Here is an 18,818-nt window from a genome sequence, read left to right as displayed (position 1 = left end):
GCCGTACGGCAACAGAAATTGCACAAGGCCCTGATGCCGTGTCAAACAAGCCACGGCGTACACCACAATCCCCGGCATGAAACTCCTGCTGGTGGACGACCACCCCCTGTTCTGTGTGGGCTTCGCACACGCGCTTGCCCAGGCGCTGCCGGCTGCGCAGGTACTGACCGCGCCCACGCTGGACGCAGGGCTGCAGGCGGCAGCGGGCGAGCAGGACCTGGACCTGGTGCTGCTGGACCAGCGCCTGGGCGCCCACACCGGCCTGGAGGGCCTGCGGCTTTTTGCCGTGCAGTTCCCGCTCGTCGCCCGCGTACTGATATCGGGCGACGAAGACCCCGCGCTGGCTGCGGCGGCGCGTGGCGCCGGGGCGAGCGGCTTTCTTGGAAAATCACAGCCCGTGCCTGCACTGGCGGCCGCGCTGCAGCGCATTGCCGAAGGGGGCGTGGTGTTTGAAACTCCAGCACCTCCGCAGGCCAGCGCCGCCCCCACCCCCACAGCTCGGCAGCGCGAGGTGTTGCAGCTGGTGGCCCTGGGGCACCCCAACAAGCGCATCGCGCAGGAACTGGGTATCGCCGAACGCACCGTCAAGCTCCACGTCACCGCGTTGCTGGACACCCTGCAGGCGCGCAACCGCACCCACCTGCTGGTGGTGGCCCGCACACAAGGGTTGCTGCACCGATGACACGGTCCGAACCCGCAGCCGCAGCCGCAGCCGCAGCCGTGGCCGTGGACGCCGAGGCCCTGGACACGCTGTACCGAGGCGCGCCGATGGCCGCCCTGGTGGGGGTGGTGGAGGCTTTTTTCCTCAGCGTGCTGTTCTGGCGCGATGTGCCTGCAACTTCCATCGCCTGGTGGCTGGTCGCGTTTGCGGCCGTGCGCGGTCTGCGCATCGGCCTGGGCCTGGCGTACCGCCGTGCGGGGGCGCTGCAGCCGGGCCGCAACGCCTTCTGGGCCCGCTGCGTAGTGGCCAGCGCACTGGCCCAGGCGCTGGCCTGGGGGGCCGGCAGCTGGGTGCTGGTGGCCCCGCACAACGTGGTGGCCGAGATGGCCTTGCACATTGGCCTGGCCGCCGTGGTGCTGGGCAGCGTCACGCACCTGGCCCACCACCTGCCTGCACTGGCAGCCTATGCCGCCGGTGTGTTCGGCCCGCTGGCCCTGCGCGATGTGCTGGTGGACCAGCCTCTGCACTATGCGCTGGCGCTGGCCTCGGGGCTGATGGCCTTGTACGTGTGGCGCAGCGGCCAGACGCAGGCGCATACGCTTGCACAAGCCCGCGCACAACGCCAAGAGAAGCTGGCCCTGATCGATGCCTTGCAGCGCGAAAACGCAGCCACCCGGCAGGCACGCGCCGACGCCGAGGCCGCACATGCCTCCAAGGCCCGCTTTCTGGCCACCGTCAGCCATGACCTGCGTCAACCCCTCAATGCCCTGGGGCTGCTCACACACACGCTGCGCCACGCTCCCACCGCCGCTACACCCGACAGGGTGCAGGAGTTGTCTGGCGCCATCGCCGAATGTGTGGGCAGCATGGGAGCTCTGGTGGAGGGCCTGCTGGAACTGTCGCGGCTGGATGCACGCAGCCTCACACCCCGGCCCACGGCCTTTGCGCTGCAGGGCCTGTTCGATGAAATGACCGGCAACTTTGCTGCCATGGCGCATGAAAGGGGGCTGGACTTGCAGGTTGCCACCACCCCGGCCACCGTGTGGGGCGACCGCGCCCTGCTGGCACGTGTGTTGTCCAACCTGGTGTCCAACGCCATCCGCTACACGCCCGCAGGGTTCGTGCGCGTTGACGCTGTGCAGGAGGGCGGAGCCCTCACCCTGGCCGTGCATGACTCGGGCGTGGGCATGGAGGCTGCCGAGTTGCCGCGCATCTTTGACGAGTACTACCAGATCGACAACCCGCAGCGCAACCGTAGCCAGGGGCTGGGCCTGGGGCTGGCCACCGCCAAACGGCTGAGCGACCTGCTGGGGCTCGACCTCGCGGTGCAATCCACCCTCGGTCATGGCAGCTGCTTCAGCCTGCGCCTTCCCTTGGCGAAGCCCGCCCCTGCCGCCCCACTGCAGGCACAGCCCGCCGAGGCCACCACACCCGCGCCCCTCGCGGGGCGGCGGATTCTGGTGCTCGAAGACGATGCGGATTCGCGCAAGGCGCTCTGCGGGCTGCTGGCGTCCTGGGGCTGCGCCGTGGTCGAGGCCGGCGATCTGGCGGCCGCCCTGGCGCTGATGCCCCGTGCGGACACCGCCGCAGACCCCATCGACGCCCTGGTGGTGGATCTGCGCCTGCCCGGCGCAGACGACGGGGTAACAGCGATCGCACGCCTGCGCCAGGCCCTGGGCAGCCCCGCACCGGCCCTGCTGGTCACGGCCGATGCCCACCAGGCCGACGTGCAGCAGCGGGCCACGGCGGCCGGCCTGACCCTGCTGCCCAAGCCCATTGCGCCGATGAAGCTCCGGGCCTTTCTGCAAAGCCACCCGCCGGGCTGACCACCCCACCACGGGTGGCGTGCTCCCTCCACGCGCGCCCACCCGTGCAAGCCACTGTGGTGGGTGCACACACCTGCCCTTTGGTGCTATTGGCGATCGCGCCGGGGCTTTCTAAGCTGGTGGCTTCTCAACCGACATCCACCCCATTCATCCATGTCCACCCTTAGCTTGGCAGCCACCACCTTGGTCACGCTGGCGCTGCTGTTGACGGCCCTGTCCCTTCACGTGTCGCGCCTGCGCCTGCGCTACCGGCAGACCTGGGGAGATGGAGGCCACAAGGATCTGGCTGCGGCCATCCGCACGCATGGCAACACGCTGGAACAGTCGATGCTGTTCGGCCTGCTCCTGCTGGCCCACGCGCAGCTCCACAGTGCAACGCCCGGGGCGCTGGCGGTGGCCTGCGCGGGTTTTGTGTTGGCGCGGCTGCTCTATTGCATGGGCGCCTTGACCCGGCGGCTGGCGTGGCGGCAGGCCGCACACGCCTTCACGCTGCTCACCCAACTCACGGCCACGGCGCTGCTGGCACACACCGCATGGACCGCCTGACGCCCACGCTGCGGCACTGGCAGGCCCAGGGCGGCATGGTCGCGCTGGGCGGCCATCGCCTGTTCGTGGCACAAGCGGGCCAACACGGCAGCGTGTTGCTGCTCATCCATGGCTACCCCACCAGCTCGTACGACTGGCATCCGCTGTGGGCGCCCCTGGCCACACGCCACCGCCTCATCGTGCCGGACCTGCTGGGCATGGGCTTTTCCGACAAGCCCGCGGACCACACCTACGGCATCGAAAACCATGCAGACCTGCTGGAGGCGCTGCTGGACCGGCTGGGTGTGCAACAGGTGCACATCGTCGCCCACGACCTGGGGGTGAGCGTGGCCCAGGAGATGCTGGCGCGGCGGCAGACACACCCATTGGCGCCACGCATCCAGTCGCTCACCCTGCTCAACGGCGGCGTCTGCCCCGAGGCGTACCAGCCGCGCATGTTGCAGCACCTGCTGTCATCACCCTTGGGCCGCTGGATCGCACCGCGCATTCCCCCAAAAGCGTTCGAACGCACCATCACGCGCCTCTTTGGCCCACAGACCCTTCCTTCCCCTGCACTGCTGCAAGACTTCTGGGCGCTGGTCAACCACCACAACGGCCGCGCCATCAGCCACAAGACCGGGCGCTTCTACATCGACCGCATGGCCCTGCGGGACCGCCTGGTAGGGCCGCTGCTGCAGCACATGGTGCCGGTGCGACTGATCAACGGCGCGGCGGACCCGAACTCGGGCGCCCACATGGCGGAGCGCTACCGCGCGCTGGTGCCCGATGCCGATGTGGTGTCGCTGCCCGGCATCGGCCACTGGCCGCAGATCGAGGCGCCTGGCCAGGTGCTGCAGGCATTGGAAGAATTTTTGCAAAAGCACGACCAGAGCGGGTGACCCACCAGAAGAGGTGGGGTCGGGGCCCTTAAACTGGTGCACTGCCCAAGACCGGAATCACCATGCCCCACCTCACCGTCGAATACTCCGCCAACCTGCCCCACTACCCCGAGGCCGAAACCCTCACCGCCCTGAACGCCACACTGTGCGACCACCCCCAGGTGCAGGACGAAGCCGACCTGAAGACCCGCTTCATCGTTGCCGACAGCTTCGAGATCGGCACCGCCCCGGCGAACCGCGCTTTTGTGCATGCGCAACTGCGCCTGCTCGCGGGCCGCACGCCCGAGGCCAAGAAGGAGCTCTCCGAACGCATCGCCGCCGTGCTGCGCGAACGCACGCCCAAGCCCCAGGGCGTGATGGTGCAGCTGAGCGTGGAAGTGGTGGACATGGACCGGGGCTCGTACGCCAAAGAACGGCTCTGAGCAAAAGCTGGAACAGGTTTTCAGAAACCTGGGCCGGTACGAAGGGCCTGGATTTTGATAAAAATCCGGCCCTGGCGCTTATCCAAACTCAATCAATAGCTATATTTTCAATAGCAAGCAGATTCTGCGCACCCAATCCCAGGCGCCTCAGCCCTGGCCCGCGGCCACCAGCTCTGCCGCCAGCCAGCCACGCAGGCTGTTGATGAACGCCCAGCCCTGCACGCGGGGCAGGTCCTGCAGCCGCACCACGGCCTCCTCTACACGCCCCTCGCGCAGCGCCACCGCGCGGCCCACGCCGGGCAGCAGACCACAGGCCAGCGGCGGTGTGACCCAGCGGCCATCGAGCAGCATGGAGATACTGCCGAAGGTACTTTCGGTGATCTCGCCCGCTTCGTTCCACAACACGGTGTCGAACACCCCCTGGGCCGTGGGCGCAAAGGCCGCGTAGTGGGCGCGGCGCGTGGTCTTGTGGCGCACGAATTCGCCATGGGCCTCCAGTAGCGGGCTGCGCGCCAGCTGCAGGCGCACGGGCTCGGGCGTGGGGGCCAGTGCAAAGGCCTCGGCCCGGGGCTCGCCAGTGGCATTGAGCAGCAAACGCACACGCCAAGGGCCCGTGCCGTGCCCGGCGGCCAGCATCCTCAGGCACTGCTCAACCTTCTCGCCATCGAAGGGGTAGCCAAAATGCACCGCCGCTGCCTGCAGCCGTGCCAGGTGTTCGGGCAGATGGCGCCACTGGCCGTCCACCAGCGCCAAAGTTTCCAGCAGGTCAAAAGGCTGGCTCGCACGCTCCACGAAGGCGCGCTTGTGGCGCCACTCGTTCCATTCAGCGTCCGCTTGTGCGCCCGAGGTGATGCCACTGCCAATGCCGCAGGTGGCCTGGGTGTGGCCGCCTTCGGTGCGCAGCACCACGGTGCGGATGGGCACGTTGAAGGTGGCGGCCACGCGGTGCTGGCCATCCGCCCCGGCGGCACCCAGGGGCCGCACCACGCCCACGGCGCCGCAGTACACGCCGCGCGGCGCGGGCTCCACCGCATGGATCATCTGCATCGCGCGCACCTTGGGCGCACCGGTGATGGAGCCGCAGGGAAACAGCGCGGCAAACACCTCGGTGAGCGTAGTCTCCGGGCGCGTGCGGGCCACCACATCCGACGTCATCTGCCACACGGTGGGCAGGGCCTCGGTGGCAAACAGCGCGGGCACACGCACGCTGTGCGGCAGCGCGATGCGGGATATGTCGTTGCGCAGCAGGTCCACGATCATCACGTTCTCAGCCCGCTCCTTGGGCGACGAGCGCAGGTGCGCAGCGTTGGCCACATCCTGCGCAGGCGTGGCGCCACGTGGCGCGGTGCCTTTCATGGGGCGCGCCAGGATGGCTCCACCCGCCGGGTCACCATGTGCACCGCTTTCCCAGTCAAAGAACAACTCGGGCGACACCGAAAGCACCTGTTCGCTGCCGGTGTCGATGAACGCGGCATAACCGCCGGGCTGTGAGCGCTGCAAGGCCTGGAACAAGGCCTGTGCACTGCCCTGCAGCAACGGGCCCGACAGCGGCGCGGTGTAGTTGACCTGGTACAGCTCGCCATCGCCGATGGCCTGGTGAATGCGGTCCAGGGCTGCATCGAATTCAGGGCGCGAGGGGCCCGAGGTCCACGCCACATGGGCGACATCGGCCGCGGCGTCCCCAGGCCACGGCAGCGCTTCGTCATAAACGGCAAACCAGGCCAGCGGCCCCTGGGCGGGATGCACCTGCAAGGCTGCATCGAAGGCCGGAGCCGCCTCGTAGCGCACGTAGCCCACGCACCATGCGCCCGTCTGCGCGGCAGCCTGCACGGCATCCAGAACGGGGCGCACCTCGGCCAGGTCACGGGCCGACAGCACGGCGCGGGGCGCGCGGAAGGCATGGCGAAGGCGGGGCGCTGACGGGACCAGCGCGGCACTGAAGTCGATGCAGGAATTCATGGAAATAGCAGGCGCAGCGGCAGCACCTTGAAGGAAACGGGCGCCTGCGGCAAACAAGGGCAGCCGCCTATCGTAAACGCCGCAGGGCCCGGATTCAGCGGAGGGTGGGCAGCGCGGTCCTGTTGCAAGTGCAAGCAAAAAAAGCCATCAAATGCGAATAATTCTTGTTTATAATTTTTACCCAACGGCGCATTGCCATGCGCCCCAAGCAGCCAGCCGTCGCCAGCCAGCCTCCTGCCCCCTCAAGGAACCACTGTGCTGCCACCGACCGTGCCAGGCTCTCTGCCTTCTTCTTCGTTGGACGCCGCTCGCGCGGCCCCCCTTCACCCCCTCGCAGCCGCCACACGCCTGGCGCTCGCCAGTCTGGTCACGGCCGGCATCATGGCCCCGGCAGGCGCTCAGACCGCCTCTCCGGACGCCGCCGACCGCCCCCGTGCCCTGCCCGAGGTCCAGGTCACGGCAGACAGCGATGCAGGGCTGCCCGCCCCGATCGGCAACGGACACACGGCGCGCGGCGGCCGGCTGGGGCTGTTGGGCAACACCGACACCCTGAACGCACCGCTCAGCGCCACCAGCTACACCTCGCAGATGGTGCAGGACCAACAGGCCGTCACCATTGCCGACATCGTGAAGAACGATTCGTCGGTCCGGCTCTCGGGCCACTCCGGCGACCAGCTGGACTCGTTCTTCATCCGCGGCTTCCCGGTGGGTGACCAGAACTCGGGCGAAATCGCCTTTGACGGCGTCTATGGCATCGCCCCCAACTACCGCGTGCTGGCCGACTACGCGGAGCGCATCGAGCTGGTCAAAGGGCCCGCAGCGCTGCTGTTTGGCATGTCCCCGGCCAGCAGCGTGGGCGGCACCATCAACATCGTGCCCAAGCGTGCCACCAGTGCCCCGCTGACACGGATCTCCGCCGACGTCGGCCCCTCCGCGCAGGGTGGCGGCCAGATCGACCTGAGCCGCCGGTTTGGCCCCGAACGCCAGTGGGGCGTGCGCATCAACGGCAGCCACCACCAAGGCGACACGCTGCTGGACAACCAGTCGCGCAAGGCGAACGTGGGGGCGATCGCGCTCGACTACCAGGGAGATCGGCTGCGCGCCACCGTGGACGCCATCGCGCAAAAGGAAAGTGTCGATGCGCCACAGCGCCGGCCGTTTCTGGCCGCGGGGGCCACGGCCGTCCCCGCAGCACCCGATGGCCGGCGCAACGTGAGCCAGCCCTGGGAATGGTTTGAAACCACCGACCGCTCCCTGCTGCTGCGCCTGGAATACGACCTGAACGACCAGACCACCGTGTTCGCCAACGCAGGCGGCGGGCGCACACGGGTAGACCGGCTTTTTGGCAACCCCACCCTGCTCAATGTGCAGGGCGACACCAGCACGTTGCCGCAGCGCTTTCAGTTCGAGGTGGACCGGAGCACGGCGGACGCCGGGCTGCGCACCAAGTTCGCCACCGGCAGCGTCCGCCACACGGTCACGCTGCAGGCCAGCACCTACCACGACCGCCTGGGCCGTGGGTCCGTCAACGGCACCACCGTGTTGTCCAACATCTATGCACCGGTGAACAGTCCGGCGCAGAACGTGGCCGCCCCGGCCCAGGTCGCGCGGGTGGCCGACACCCAGCTGTCCAGCATCGCGCTGGCCGACACCCTGTCGATGCTGGACGACCGGGTGCAGGTGCTGCTGGGTGTGCGCCGCCAGCGTGTGGCGTCCGACAACTTCAACACCACCACGGGCGCCATCGCTTCGTCGTACGACCAAAGCGCAGTGACGCCGCTGGCGGGCCTGGTGGTCAAACCCTGGCAGAACGTGGCGCTTTACGCCAACTACATCGAAGGCCTGAGCAAGGGCGACATCGCGCCGGCCACGGCCTCCAACGCGGGCGAGGTGTTTGCGCCCTACAAGGCCAAACAAAAGGAAATTGGCGCCAAGTTCGAATGGGGCCGGATGATCAGCTCGCTGAGCCTGTTCGAGATCACCAAGCCCAGCGGCCAGCAGACCAGCGGCCTGTTTGCGGTGGATGCCAAGCAGCGCAATCGCGGCGTGGAGTGGAACGCCTCCGGCAGAGTGGTGCCTGGAGTCTCCGTCACCGGTGGCGTGACGCTGCTGCAAGGTGTGCTGAGCCAGACCAACAGCGCGGCCACGCAGGGCAAGAAAGCCATCGGCGTCCCCTCGGTGCAGGCCAACCTGGGACTGGAATGGGATCTGCCCTGGGTGCCCGGCCTGGCGCTGAGCGGGGGCATCACCCACACCGGCAAGCAGTATGTGGACCGCGCGAACACACTGGGCATTCCATCGTGGACCACCGCAGACCTGGGCGCCCGCTACCGCACACAGATCGGCGGCAAGCCCACGACGTTCCGCGCCAACCTGCGCAACGTGGCAGACCGCGCCTACTGGGCCAGCGTGTCGCAGTACGGCAGCCTGGTGCAGGGTGCGCCACGCTCCCTGGTGGTGTCGGCCACCGTTGATTTCTGAGGCACCGCCATGCGAGCCCAGCACCATGGTGAGTTGGCGGACTTGGCGGGCATGAACAAAGTTACGGCGGCGCACCGGCATGCCCCCCCCGTACCCGCAGCGGTGCCAACGCCGCAGCCCCCGCCTGCGGCCACTGCAGCCAAGGGGTACCCAGCCCTGCCGCCGCTGATGGACGAAGCGGTGGCAGCACTGGTGCACGCATCACCCGCGATGCTGCCGGGCCTGGTTGCCCAGTACGGCTCGCCGCTGCACCTCGTCTGGCCGCAACGGCTGCAGGACAACGTGCGCAAGCTGGTGGCCGTGCTGCAGTCCCACCCCATGCCCTTTGAGATTTTTTACGGGGCCAAGGTCAACAAGTCGTCCGCCCTGGTCCGCGCGGCCGTGCAGGCCGGCATCGGCGTGGACGTATCCAGCCTCTACGAGGCGGCTGACGCACTGCGTGCGGGCGCAGACCCCACGCGGCTGTGCGCCACCGGCCCGGCCAAGACCCGGGCGTTCCACAAGCTGCTGCTGGACAACACATCCCTCATTTCCATCGACTCGCTGCAGGAGCTGCAGGACCTGGATCACTGCCTGCAGTCTGCCGGCGCGGGCCAGCCGGCGCGTGTGCTGCTGCGCTACCGACCTCAGGCATTGGCCACCAGCCGCTTTGGCATGGACGCTGGCGACCTGCGCGCGGGCCTTGCCCGATTGGCCAACCCAGAGGCACGCCTGGTTCTGGAGGGCTTTCACTTCCATCTGTCGGGCTATGCGGTCGAGCCGCGTGTGCAAGCCGTGCGCGAGCTGCTGCCCTGGGTGCACGAAGCCCGCCGGATGGGGCTGAACGCCCGGATGCTGGACATCGGCGGTGGCCTGCCCATTCGCTATGTGGACACCGCCGCTTACAGCGCTTTTCTCGCAGCGCAGGATGGCGCGCACTACCGCAGCGGCAAGGTGCCCACATCGTTCTACCCCTATGGCGGACCCGTGGACGCCTGCATGTGGATGGAGCAACTGCTGTGCTCGGCGTGCACGGAGGGCATGACCGTGGCGCAGGCCCTGCACGCGGCAGGCCTGACGCTGGCCATCGAACCCGGGCGCAGCCTGGTGGACCAGGCCGCCATTTCGGTCTTTCGCGCCACGCGGGTGAAACCCCTGGGCGACGGGCGGTATGTGATTTTTGTGGAAGGCAGCAGCTTCAGCGCGTGCGAAACCTGGTTCGGCTCCGAGTTCCTGGTGGACCCCCTGCTGGTGCCAGGGGATAGCAGCGGATCGCCCTCCACGCCGCCACAGGCTTGCCATGCCTACATCGCCGGGCACAGCTGCCTGGACGACGATGTTCTGACCCACCGCTGGATCAGTTTTGCACGTGTGCCGCAGGCCGGGGACCTGCTGGTGTATGCCAACACCGCGGGCTACCAGATGGACCTGCTGGAAAACGAGTTTCACCGCCATCCCATGCCCCGCCGCATTGCGGTCACCCGCACTGCGGCCGGTGGCATGGCCTTTTCGCCAGACGACGACCGAACGGAGTAAAGACATGATTCTCAGCAAAGTGACGGACCTGATCGGAAACACGCCCATCCTGGGCATCCCGATCCCTTCGAAGAAAACGCGGCTGCTGCTCAAGATCGAGAAGAACAACCCGGGCGGGAGCATCAAGGACCGCATGGCGCGCAACATGATCGTCGCGGCGATGCGCTCCGGCCGCCTGCAGCCCGGGGGCGTGGTGGTGGAGTCTTCGTCAGGCAACACCGGCATTGGCCTGGCCATTGCCGCCATCGAGTTCGGCCTGCGCTTTATCGCGGTGGTGGACCACCATGCCGCGCCCGACAAGATCGCCGTGATGCGCGCACTGGGTGCGGAGATCCGCTACGTGGAGGGCGACTACCGCGAGGACGAGGTGGCCGTGGTGGAGCGCCAGCGCCTGGCGGCCGAGGTGGCCTCCAAGATCCCCGGTGCGGTGTTCATGAACCAGTCGGACAACGTGGCCAACGCGGGCGGTTACTTCGACTTCGTGCGCGAAGTGATCGACCAGGTCCAAGGCCCGGTGGACGCGTATGTGGGCTGCGTGGGCACGGGTGGCTCGATGACGGGCATCGCACGCGGGCTCAAGCTGCACAACCCCCGCACCCGCACCATCGCGGTCGAGCCTGCGGGCTCCATCATCTTTGGGCAGCCAGGGCGGCCGTACTACCAGTCGGGCACGGGCACGCCCAAGGGAGACACCGTGGGCCTGGTGCTGGACTACAGCTGCATCGACCTGGGCGTGCAGGTGACCGATGCACAGGCCTTTGAAACCGCCCGCTACTTCGCGCAGCACACGGGCCTTCTGGTGGGCGGCTCCACCGGCGGCGTGCTCTACAAGGCCCTGGAGTTCATCCACAGCGGCATGATCGCGGGCAACGTGGTGGCGGTGGTGGCGGACGGGGGCGAGAAGTACCTGCACACCGTGTTCAACGAGGCTTGGCTCAAGGAGCGCAACATCATCGACCCCACGGTCTGGGCACAGCTCGACGGCTGGCTGGCCAAGGACGTGGTGGAAGAACTGCCGCGTGCCAACGACCTGCTGAAGGTGGCCTGAACGTGGGTGCCATGCAAGACCTGAATGTCGTCGTCTGCGGCGGCGGACGGACGGGGCACCTGAACGCGGTGCTGTTCAAGCAGGTGCCCGGCGTTCGCGTGTCCCTGCTCACCACGCGGGCGGACGTCATCGCACACCACCAGGAAAGCCCCGGCGGCCTCACCGCCTTGGTGCCGGACTCCCCCCCGCTGCGGGCGCGGCTGGACGCAGTGGGCCACGATGCCACCTTGGTCGCCCACGCAGACCTGGTGATCCTCACCGTGCCGGCCCACGTGCGTGCCGCCTGGCTGCGCGGCATGGTGCAGGCGCTGCCGCGCGACAAACCCGTGTATGTGGGGGCCATTCCGGGCTTTTGCGGTTTTGACTGGCTGGCCGAGAACATCCTGGCAGAACGGCCCAACGCCGTGATCTGGGGCATGAAGGACGTGCCCCACACCGCGTACGACCTGCACCCCGGTTTTTCGGTGCGCATGGGGGGCGCCAAGCAGGTGCTCCACGTGGGCACCCACGCCCGGGAAAGCGCCAGCGCACGCACTGCCCTGCAACGGATGCTGCAGCGCCTGTACGCAGCGCCGGTGGATTTGCTCGACCACTACCTCGAAATCACGCTGACGCCGGGCAACCCCATCATGCACAGCTCGGTGGTCTATGGATTGGCAGGCCCCTATAGCCAGTGGCACGGACGCACCTTTCCTGCGCCCGTCTGCTGGTGGACGGACTGCACCGAGCTGGGCGCGTATTTCCTCGCGCGCAGCGACGAAGAAAACCAGCGGCTGTGCAAGGCCGCCGAGCAACGCCTGGGCATCAACCTGTCGTCGGTCAAACCCCTGCACCAGGAGATCGTCGAAGCCTACGGAGACCAGATACGCGACCCCCGCACCCTGCTGTCCGTGCTGCGCTCCAACCAGGCTTACGACGCCATCGAAGCCCCGATGGTGCAGGCCGCCGGCCAGCCCGGCTACGTGATCGACAAGGACAGCCGTGCGTTCCAGGAGGATGTCGCCTACGGCCTGGCCGTGCTGGTGGAAATGGGACGGCGGCTGGACGTGCCACTGCCCCACATCCAGGAGATCTTCGACTGGAACGTGGGCTACATGCAGGGCCTGCGCGGCTCGGCGCTCGACTACTTCCCATCCACCTGGCCCGCCTGACGGGCGTGCCCTGCCCTGTTTTCCCATGCACCTCTCTACCCATACCCTGGCCCGGCCAGAACCCAACTCGGACTCCATCCCTCCGCCACAAGACGCACAGGCTTTCGCGCAGCACAACGCGCTGCGGCGCCTGGTGCGCTGCCTGTTTGCCGAAGGCATTCTCGACAGCGGGTCGCTGGTTTTTGCCCCCCACGGCGATACGGCCTGGTTTCCGCTGTGGGAACAACATGCCCTGGTGTATTTCTCCGCGCTGCGGGCCGCACCCGCCCGCACGTTCCTGCTCGACGGCACGATCACCCTGGTGGAGCCGAGCGGCAAGAAGACGGCCATCGACACGCCCGACCAGCTCATCGACCTGCTCGCGCCCTGTTTTGACTTCACCGCCACGTCCCAGGGCGTCGCCGGGCTGAAGAACGACATGGCCAACAGCGTCGCCAATGACGCACTGGCACGCGGCCACCGCCGCCACTGGAACGAAGAACTGCGGCAAGCCGTTTTGGACACCGGCTCCAAGGGCCTGGTGGACTGGGTGCGCCACCACCGTACTGCGCGGGATGCTGCGGTGCTGCTGGAGCAGTGGGGCTCGCTCGAAGGGCACCCTTTTTACCCCACCTGGAAGAGCAAGCCCCAGTTGAGCCCCGCCGAAGTCGCGCAGCTGTCACCGGAATTCAATGCATGCGTTCCCGTGCGCATCGCCGCGCTGCGGGCCGACATGGCCTATGTGGAGCGCATGCCCCATGTGCTGGACTACCGCATCTGGTTTTCCCAGCAGTTCCCGGACGTGTGGCAGCGCTGGAGCGATAGCCTTCGGTCCCGGCACCAGAACACCGACGATTGGCTGCCCCTGCCCATTCACACGTGGCACCTGGAGCACTACGTGAAGGAAACCTACGCGGACGAAATAGCCGAGGGTGTGCTCGTCACCGACGGCATCGACATCGACACCCGCCCCACCATGTCGTTTCGCACCATGGTGCCGCAGCTGCCTGGGGCCACGCCGTTCATCAAGCTGCCCCTGGCCCTGTGGCTCACCAGCGAACAGCGCAGCCTGCAGGCCAAGTCGATCCACATGGGGCCGCGCATCAGTGCAGTGATCGAACGCATCCTGGCCGAGGAAAACGGCTTTGACCACCGGCTGGAAATCTTTCCCGAAGAAGTGGCGCTGCACTACCGCCACGCGGTCCGCCAGGAGGACCGCCCGGGGCGGCACCTCTCGGTGGCTTACCGCGCGGCCCGCCAGGCGCTGGACCGCAGCGACGGTCTGCTGCCCATCACGGTGGCCACCCTGTTCACGGCCTCGCCGCTGGACGGACGGCCGCTGGTGACAGAACTGATCGAACGCACCGCAGGCCGTGCCACGCCCGAAGCAGTGGGCGCGTATTTCAGGCAGTACGCGCGCGCCGTCACACGGCCTGTGGTGGCGATCTACCTGCTCTACGGCATCGGCCTGGAGGCCCACCAGCAAAACACGTCCGTGCTGTGCGCCGAGGATGGCAGCCCGCGGGGCCTGCTGATCCGGGACTTTGGCGACGGGCGCACGTTTGCCCCGTTGCTGGAAGCACGCGGCCACACCCTGCAGCCCTATGTGCACCCGGGCATCCTGCCCACCGTCTTCCGGGACGACATCGAGCCCGTGCGCACCTTCGTGCTGGACGCCTGTTTTGTTTGCCACCTGCATGAACTGGCCCTGGCGCTCACACACGAGTACCGGTTGCCCGCCACCTGGCTGTGGGAGATTCTTCGCGAGGAAACCGAAGGCGCCTTCGATGCGGTGCAGGCGCGTGTCGAGCCGCAGTTCTGGCACGCGGAACGCGAGCAGTTTCTGCATGCGGCCTGGCCCACGCGCTCGGTGTTGCGCATGCACCTGCAGCAATACGCAGACTACCGCCTGCAGCACCGGCTGCCCAACCCGCTGGGCGCGCCCCCGACCTGCGGGAAGGTGTGATGGCCCCCACGCCAGCCGCCTCCGGGGCCCTGCCCCGCCTGGTTCACGCGCTGTTCGTGATCCAGCTCATTTCCATGGGCGCCATGGAAATGAGCGGTCCTTTCTGGCCTGTGCACCTGCAATCGCTGGACGCATCGCCCGGCGTCCTGGCGTTTGCGGGCATTGCCGTGTATGTGGGCCCCATGCTGGGCGTGGCGCTCACCAGCACGTTCTGGGGCAAGGTGGGGGACCGCTTCGGGCACAAGCCCATGATGGTCCGTGCGCTCCTGGGCCTCGCAGTCACACAGCTGGCCCTGGCCTTCACGCAGGATGTCTGGACGGTCCTGGCGCTGCGCTTTCTGCAGGGGGCGTGCGCAGGCTATCTGGCACCGGCACAGGCCTACGGTGTGAGCGCCGTGGTGCCAGCGGTCCGGGGGCGCCTGTTTGCCTACCTGCAGGTGTCCACCAACATGGGCTCGCTGGCGGGGGCACTGGCGGGCGGACTCATCCTGGACCACGCCACGTTCTTCTGGATCAACCTCAGCGCCGCACTGCTGTGCGCACTGTGCGCCGCCGCCGTAGCCGCACTGCTGCCGCCCCGTCCTGCCGCAGGCAGCGCCCTGGGCGTGACGGCGATCCCATCGCCGCCATCGCCATCAGGCAACGCAGCGCCGTTGCAACCACCATCCTGGTTTGCGTCCCCCGTGGCCGGGCTGCTGGCCGTGTTGGGCATCCTGCTGGTGGCCCGCATGCTCACGCAAACCCCGTTTGCGATGTATGTCCGCTCGGTGTTTGCCGTGGATAACTGGGTGGTGGGCCTGTGCTACGGGCTTCTTTCCATGGGGTTCATCGTGTCGGCCACACTCTGGGCGCGCTACTTCGAACGCCTGCAGGGCCCCGACGCCCTGGTCCGCATGGCCTGGGTGGCCGCCGCCTGCGCCTTGCTGACGGTGCTGGCGGGGGCCACCCACAGCGTGGCTTTTTTTATCGCACTGCACTTTGCCTGGGGGGTGCTGCTGGGCGCCACCACGCCGGTGCTGATGGCCCTGATTTCGCATGCCACGAGCGGGCAACGGCAGGGGCGCATCCTGGGCGTGGCGCAAAGCACCGCCCAGTTCTCGTCCATGGCCGGCATCGCGCTGGGCGGGGGCCTGACCCAGCTGCTGGGCTTGCACACCACCTACTTCCTCGTGGCGGGGGCCTATGCCGCCGCCCTGGCGGTGATCGTCGCCGTGCTGCGCCACAGCCGCGCCCGGCCAGGCGCAGCCAGCCTTGCCGGGCCGTGACCGACAAGGCACGAGGCGCGTCGCTTCTTTTCCTACCCCACCCCTTCATTCACAAAGAGTCTTTACATGGCAATGGGTCACCGCTGGCGCATCGCGCTTCTTATCCTTGTGCTGGCAGGCATCGCCGCCGGCATTTTTCTGGCTTCTCCGGCCGCAGCCCCCGAAGGCGCTGCATCCCCCCCGCCCTCCGGCAGGCACAGCATCATGGTGACCGACCTGCTGGGGCGCAACGTGCAGGTGCAGGTGCCTGTGCAGCGCGTGATCCTGGGTGAAGGGCGGCAGCTGTACCTGGTGGCCGCACTCGATACGGACAACCCGATCCAGCGCATCGTGGGCTGGCGCAAGGACCTGATCCAGGCCGACCCCGACACCTATTCGGCGTACGCCAGGAAATTTCCGCGCATCGCCGACATTCCCACCTTTGGTGGCTTTGAAGACGGCACCTTCGACATCGAACAGGCCATTGCGCAGAAGCCCGACGTGATCCTGCTGAACATCGAGGCCCAACGTGCCACCGATGACGCGCGCTACATCGAGAAACTGGCGGCGCTGGGGATTCCGGTGGTGTATGTGGACTTTCGCCACCACCCCATGGAAAACACCGAGCCCACCATGCGCCTGATCGGCCGGCTGCTCGGCAAGGAAGAGCGCGCCGAGGAGTTCATCGCCTACCGCGCGGCGCAGATCCGGCGCGTGGCAGATACCATCGCCGCCCACCAGCCTGCGCGGCCCAAGGTGTTCATTGAACGCATCGGCGGCTACACCGAAGACTGCTGCCTGAGCTTTGGCAACGAAAATTTTGGCAAATTCGTGGAAGTGGCGGGTGGCACGAACGTTGCCAAAGGTGTGATTCCCGGCACCTTTGGCCAGCTCAACCCCGAGCAGGTGATGGCATCCAACCCTGACCAGGTCGTGGTCACCAGCGCCAACTGGGAGGCCTACGTACCGTCGGGCCACTGGATTGGCGTAGGCCCCGGCGCGGACCTGGTGGAGGCCCGGCGCAAGCTGGAAACCTATACCCGCCGCCCCGCCTACGCTGGCACCCGGGCTGCGCAGGACCGCAGGTTCCACGCCATATGGCACCAGTTCTACAACAGCCCGTACGAGTTTGTGGCCATCCAGCAGCTGGCCAAGTGGTTCCACCCGGCCTTGTTCACAGACCTCGACCCGGACGCCACCTACCGCGAGATGCATGCGCGTTTCCTGCCCGTGCCCTATGAGCCCGGCTACTTCGTGAGCCTGGATGGCGCAACACCTGCGGCGCCCTCCACGGCCAAGGCTGCCCCATGACGGCCACTGCGATGGCCCCCCCTGCAAGCCAGGGCGCTGGCTACCGTGCCCTGGTGCGCCGCAAGCGCTGGCTGCTGCTGGGATTTTTCGTGCTCACGACCTTGAGCCTGCTGCTGGACCTGGCGCTCGGGCCGGTGGGGTACAGCGTGAAGGACGTGGTGCAGGCCGTGCTGTGGCCTGACAGCGTGCCGGTACAACTGCGAGTGGTGGTGTGGGACATCCGCCTGCCCACCGCACTCATGGCGCTGGCGGTGGGCGCGGCGCTGTCGGTGGCCGGTGCGCAAATGCAGACCACGCTGAACAACCCCCTGGCCAGCCCGTTCACGCTGGGCATCTCGGCGGCGGCCAGTTTTGGCGCCGCGCTCGGTCTGGCCTTCGGCGTCGCCCTCTTCCCCACGGTCGCAGGGTATGTGGTGCCGCTCAATGCCTTTGTGATGGCGATGCTGTCGGCCGGCTTGATCCACCTGCTGAGCCTGAAGCGCGGCGTGACCACCGAGACCATCGTGCTTCTGGGCATTGCGCTGGTGTTCACCTTCAATGCGCTGCTGGCGCTGGTGCAGTATTTCGCCACCGAGCAGGCCGTGGCGGCCGTGGTGTTCTGGACCATGGGCAGCCTGACCAAGGCCACCTGGCCGAAGCTGGGTGTGACCTGCCTGGTCCTCGTGGTCACGCTGCCCCTCTTTGCGCGCAACAGCTGGGCACTGACGGCCCTGCGCCTGGGCGATGACAAGGCCGCCAGCTTCGGCATCAACGTGGCGCGCCTGCGGCTGCAAACGCTGGTGCTGATCAGCCTTCTGGCCGCGTTCCCGGTAGCGTTTGTGGGCACCATCGGCTTTGTGGGTCTGGTGGGCCCGCACATCGCGCGCATGCTGATCGGCGAGGACCAGCGGTTTTTCCTTCCCGCGTCGGTGATGACCGGCGCGCTGCTGCTGTCGATCAGCTCGGTGGTCAGCAAGACGCTGATCCCTGGGGCCATCTTTCCCATCGGCGTGGTGACCTCGCTGATCGGCGTGCCCTTCTTCATCTCGCTCATCCTGGGCAGCAAGGAGCGCTCATGGTGACATTGCAACTGCAGGACCTGGGCGCGCGCTATGGCAGCCGCACGGCGCTGCAGCGCATCAGCACGCCGGTGTTCCACGCCGGGCAAATGGTGGCGGTGATCGGACCGAACGCGGCCGGAAAGTCCACGCTGTTCAAGCGCATGGCCGGCATGCTCAAGGGCCCGGGCGAGGTACTGCTGCAGGGTTCGCGCAAAGGCCACGCAGGCATCTGCTACATGCCGCAGGACATCAGCGCCAACGCCCGTCTCACGGTCTACGAATCCATTTTGCTGGCAGCCAAGCAGCAGCACCAGGGCTGGGCCGTGACCGATGCAGAGCTGGGGCATGTGGGCGCCATTGCTGCGTCACTTGGCATTGCGGAGCTGGCGTTTCGCAATCTGGGCGAGCTCAGTGGCGGCCAGCGGCAATTGGTGTCCATTGCCCAGACGCTGGCGCGCGACCCCGAGATCCTGCTCATGGACGAGCCCACCAGCGCGCTCGACCTGCACCGCCAGATCCAGGTGCTGGACTTCATGCGCGTGCTGGCACGGGAACGGGGGCTGATCGTGTTCATCGCACTGCACGACATCAACCAGGCGCTGCGCTACTGCGACCACGCCCTGGTGATCGCCAACGGCCAGGCGCTGCGCAGCGGCCCGTGCGACCAAGTGATCACGGCAGACATGCTGCGCGAGGTCTACCGCATCCGGGCGCGCATCGAAAGCTGCTCGCTGGGCACACCCCAGGTGATCTTGGACGGTGTGGCATAAGCCGCCACCACCCAGTCTTCC

The 18,818-nt window shown here is 67.5% G+C and carries 15 protein-coding genes; 14 read left to right on the top strand and 1 reads right to left on the bottom strand.

What is annotated here, in order from left to right; genetic code table 11:
• Positions 1-76: 76 nt before the first annotated feature.
• The 5 genes from ARADN35_RS0114145 (at position 77) to ARADN35_RS0114125 (ending at position 4,333) form a co-directional block, all read left to right on the top strand.
• A complete protein-coding gene (locus ARADN35_RS0114145; protein WP_010463229.1) occupies positions 77-682 on the top strand; it encodes a response regulator transcription factor in 606 nt (201 codons plus the stop codon).
• Positions 679-2,487, top strand: a complete 1,809-nt coding sequence (locus ARADN35_RS0114140) for an ATP-binding response regulator (protein WP_010463227.1) — start codon at positions 679-681, stop codon at positions 2,485-2,487. The genes ARADN35_RS0114145 and ARADN35_RS0114140 overlap by 4 nt, the downstream gene beginning before the upstream one ends.
• A gap of 153 nt (positions 2,488-2,640) precedes the next feature.
• The gene (locus ARADN35_RS0114135) at positions 2,641-3,033 is read left to right on the top strand and encodes an MAPEG family protein (RefSeq protein WP_081474639.1); all 393 of its coding nucleotides are present in this window, start codon (positions 2,641-2,643) and stop codon (positions 3,031-3,033) included.
• Positions 3,021-3,911, top strand: coding sequence for an alpha/beta fold hydrolase (locus tag ARADN35_RS0114130; RefSeq protein WP_010463223.1), 891 nt, complete (start codon positions 3,021-3,023; stop codon positions 3,909-3,911). Before ARADN35_RS0114135 ends, ARADN35_RS0114130 begins: the two co-directional genes overlap by 13 nt.
• Before the next feature lie 62 nt (positions 3,912-3,973).
• Complete coding sequence (locus ARADN35_RS0114125) at positions 3,974-4,333, top strand: 5-carboxymethyl-2-hydroxymuconate Delta-isomerase (RefSeq protein ID WP_010463221.1); 360 nt, start codon at positions 3,974-3,976, stop codon at positions 4,331-4,333.
• Between the two features lie 147 nt (positions 4,334-4,480).
• Here ARADN35_RS0114125 and ARADN35_RS0114120 read toward each other — a convergent pair whose 3' ends face one another.
• On the bottom strand, positions 4,481-6,292 hold the full coding sequence (locus ARADN35_RS0114120; protein WP_035197849.1) for a chorismate-binding protein: 1,812 nt from the start codon (positions 6,290-6,292) through the stop codon (positions 4,481-4,483).
• Between the two features lie 255 nt (positions 6,293-6,547).
• Between ARADN35_RS0114120 and ARADN35_RS0114115 the strand changes: the two genes are divergently transcribed.
• The 9 genes from ARADN35_RS0114115 (at position 6,548) to ARADN35_RS0114075 (ending at position 18,797) form a co-directional block, all read left to right on the top strand.
• A complete protein-coding gene (locus ARADN35_RS0114115; RefSeq protein ID WP_010463217.1) occupies positions 6,548-8,773 on the top strand; it encodes a TonB-dependent receptor in 2,226 nt (741 codons plus the stop codon).
• Between the two features lie 9 nt (positions 8,774-8,782).
• Positions 8,783-10,288 carry a Y4yA family PLP-dependent enzyme gene (locus ARADN35_RS0114110; protein ID WP_244265906.1) on the top strand — a complete coding sequence of 502 codons (1,506 nt, stop codon included), beginning with the start codon at positions 8,783-8,785 and terminating at the stop codon, positions 10,286-10,288.
• A 4-nt stretch (positions 10,289-10,292) separates the two neighbouring features.
• On the top strand, positions 10,293-11,336 hold the full coding sequence (locus ARADN35_RS0114105; RefSeq protein ID WP_010463213.1) for a PLP-dependent cysteine synthase family protein: 1,044 nt from the start codon (positions 10,293-10,295) through the stop codon (positions 11,334-11,336).
• Between the two features lie 11 nt (positions 11,337-11,347).
• Positions 11,348-12,487 carry an NAD/NADP octopine/nopaline dehydrogenase family protein gene (locus ARADN35_RS0114100; RefSeq protein WP_010463211.1) on the top strand — a complete coding sequence of 380 codons (1,140 nt, stop codon included), beginning with the start codon at positions 11,348-11,350 and terminating at the stop codon, positions 12,485-12,487.
• Positions 12,488-12,512: 25 nt separating this feature from the next.
• Positions 12,513-14,432 carry an IucA/IucC family protein gene (locus ARADN35_RS0114095; protein ID WP_010463209.1) on the top strand — a complete coding sequence of 640 codons (1,920 nt, stop codon included), beginning with the start codon at positions 12,513-12,515 and terminating at the stop codon, positions 14,430-14,432.
• Positions 14,432-15,697, top strand: coding sequence for an MFS transporter (locus tag ARADN35_RS0114090; protein WP_010463207.1), 1,266 nt, complete (start codon positions 14,432-14,434; stop codon positions 15,695-15,697). Before ARADN35_RS0114095 ends, ARADN35_RS0114090 begins: the two co-directional genes overlap by 1 nt.
• A 66-nt stretch (positions 15,698-15,763) precedes the next feature.
• Complete coding sequence (locus tag ARADN35_RS0114085) at positions 15,764-16,987, top strand: ABC transporter substrate-binding protein (protein ID WP_010463205.1); 1,224 nt, start codon at positions 15,764-15,766, stop codon at positions 16,985-16,987.
• The gene (locus ARADN35_RS0114080; protein ID WP_010463202.1) at positions 16,984-18,048 is read left to right on the top strand and encodes a FecCD family ABC transporter permease; all 1,065 of its coding nucleotides are present in this window, start codon (positions 16,984-16,986) and stop codon (positions 18,046-18,048) included. The genes ARADN35_RS0114085 and ARADN35_RS0114080 overlap by 4 nt, the downstream gene beginning before the upstream one ends.
• On the top strand, positions 18,042-18,797 hold the full coding sequence (locus ARADN35_RS0114075) for an ABC transporter ATP-binding protein (RefSeq protein WP_010463200.1): 756 nt from the start codon (positions 18,042-18,044) through the stop codon (positions 18,795-18,797). Before ARADN35_RS0114080 ends, ARADN35_RS0114075 begins: the two co-directional genes overlap by 7 nt.
• Positions 18,798-18,818 lie beyond the last annotated feature (21 nt).

Source organism: Acidovorax radicis N35, from assembly GCF_000204195.1.
Lineage (GTDB): Bacteria > Pseudomonadota > Gammaproteobacteria > Burkholderiales > Burkholderiaceae_C > Acidovorax > Acidovorax radicis.
Note: the sequence above shows the minus strand (reverse complement) of the source record. Positions and strands in the feature narration are given on the sequence as shown.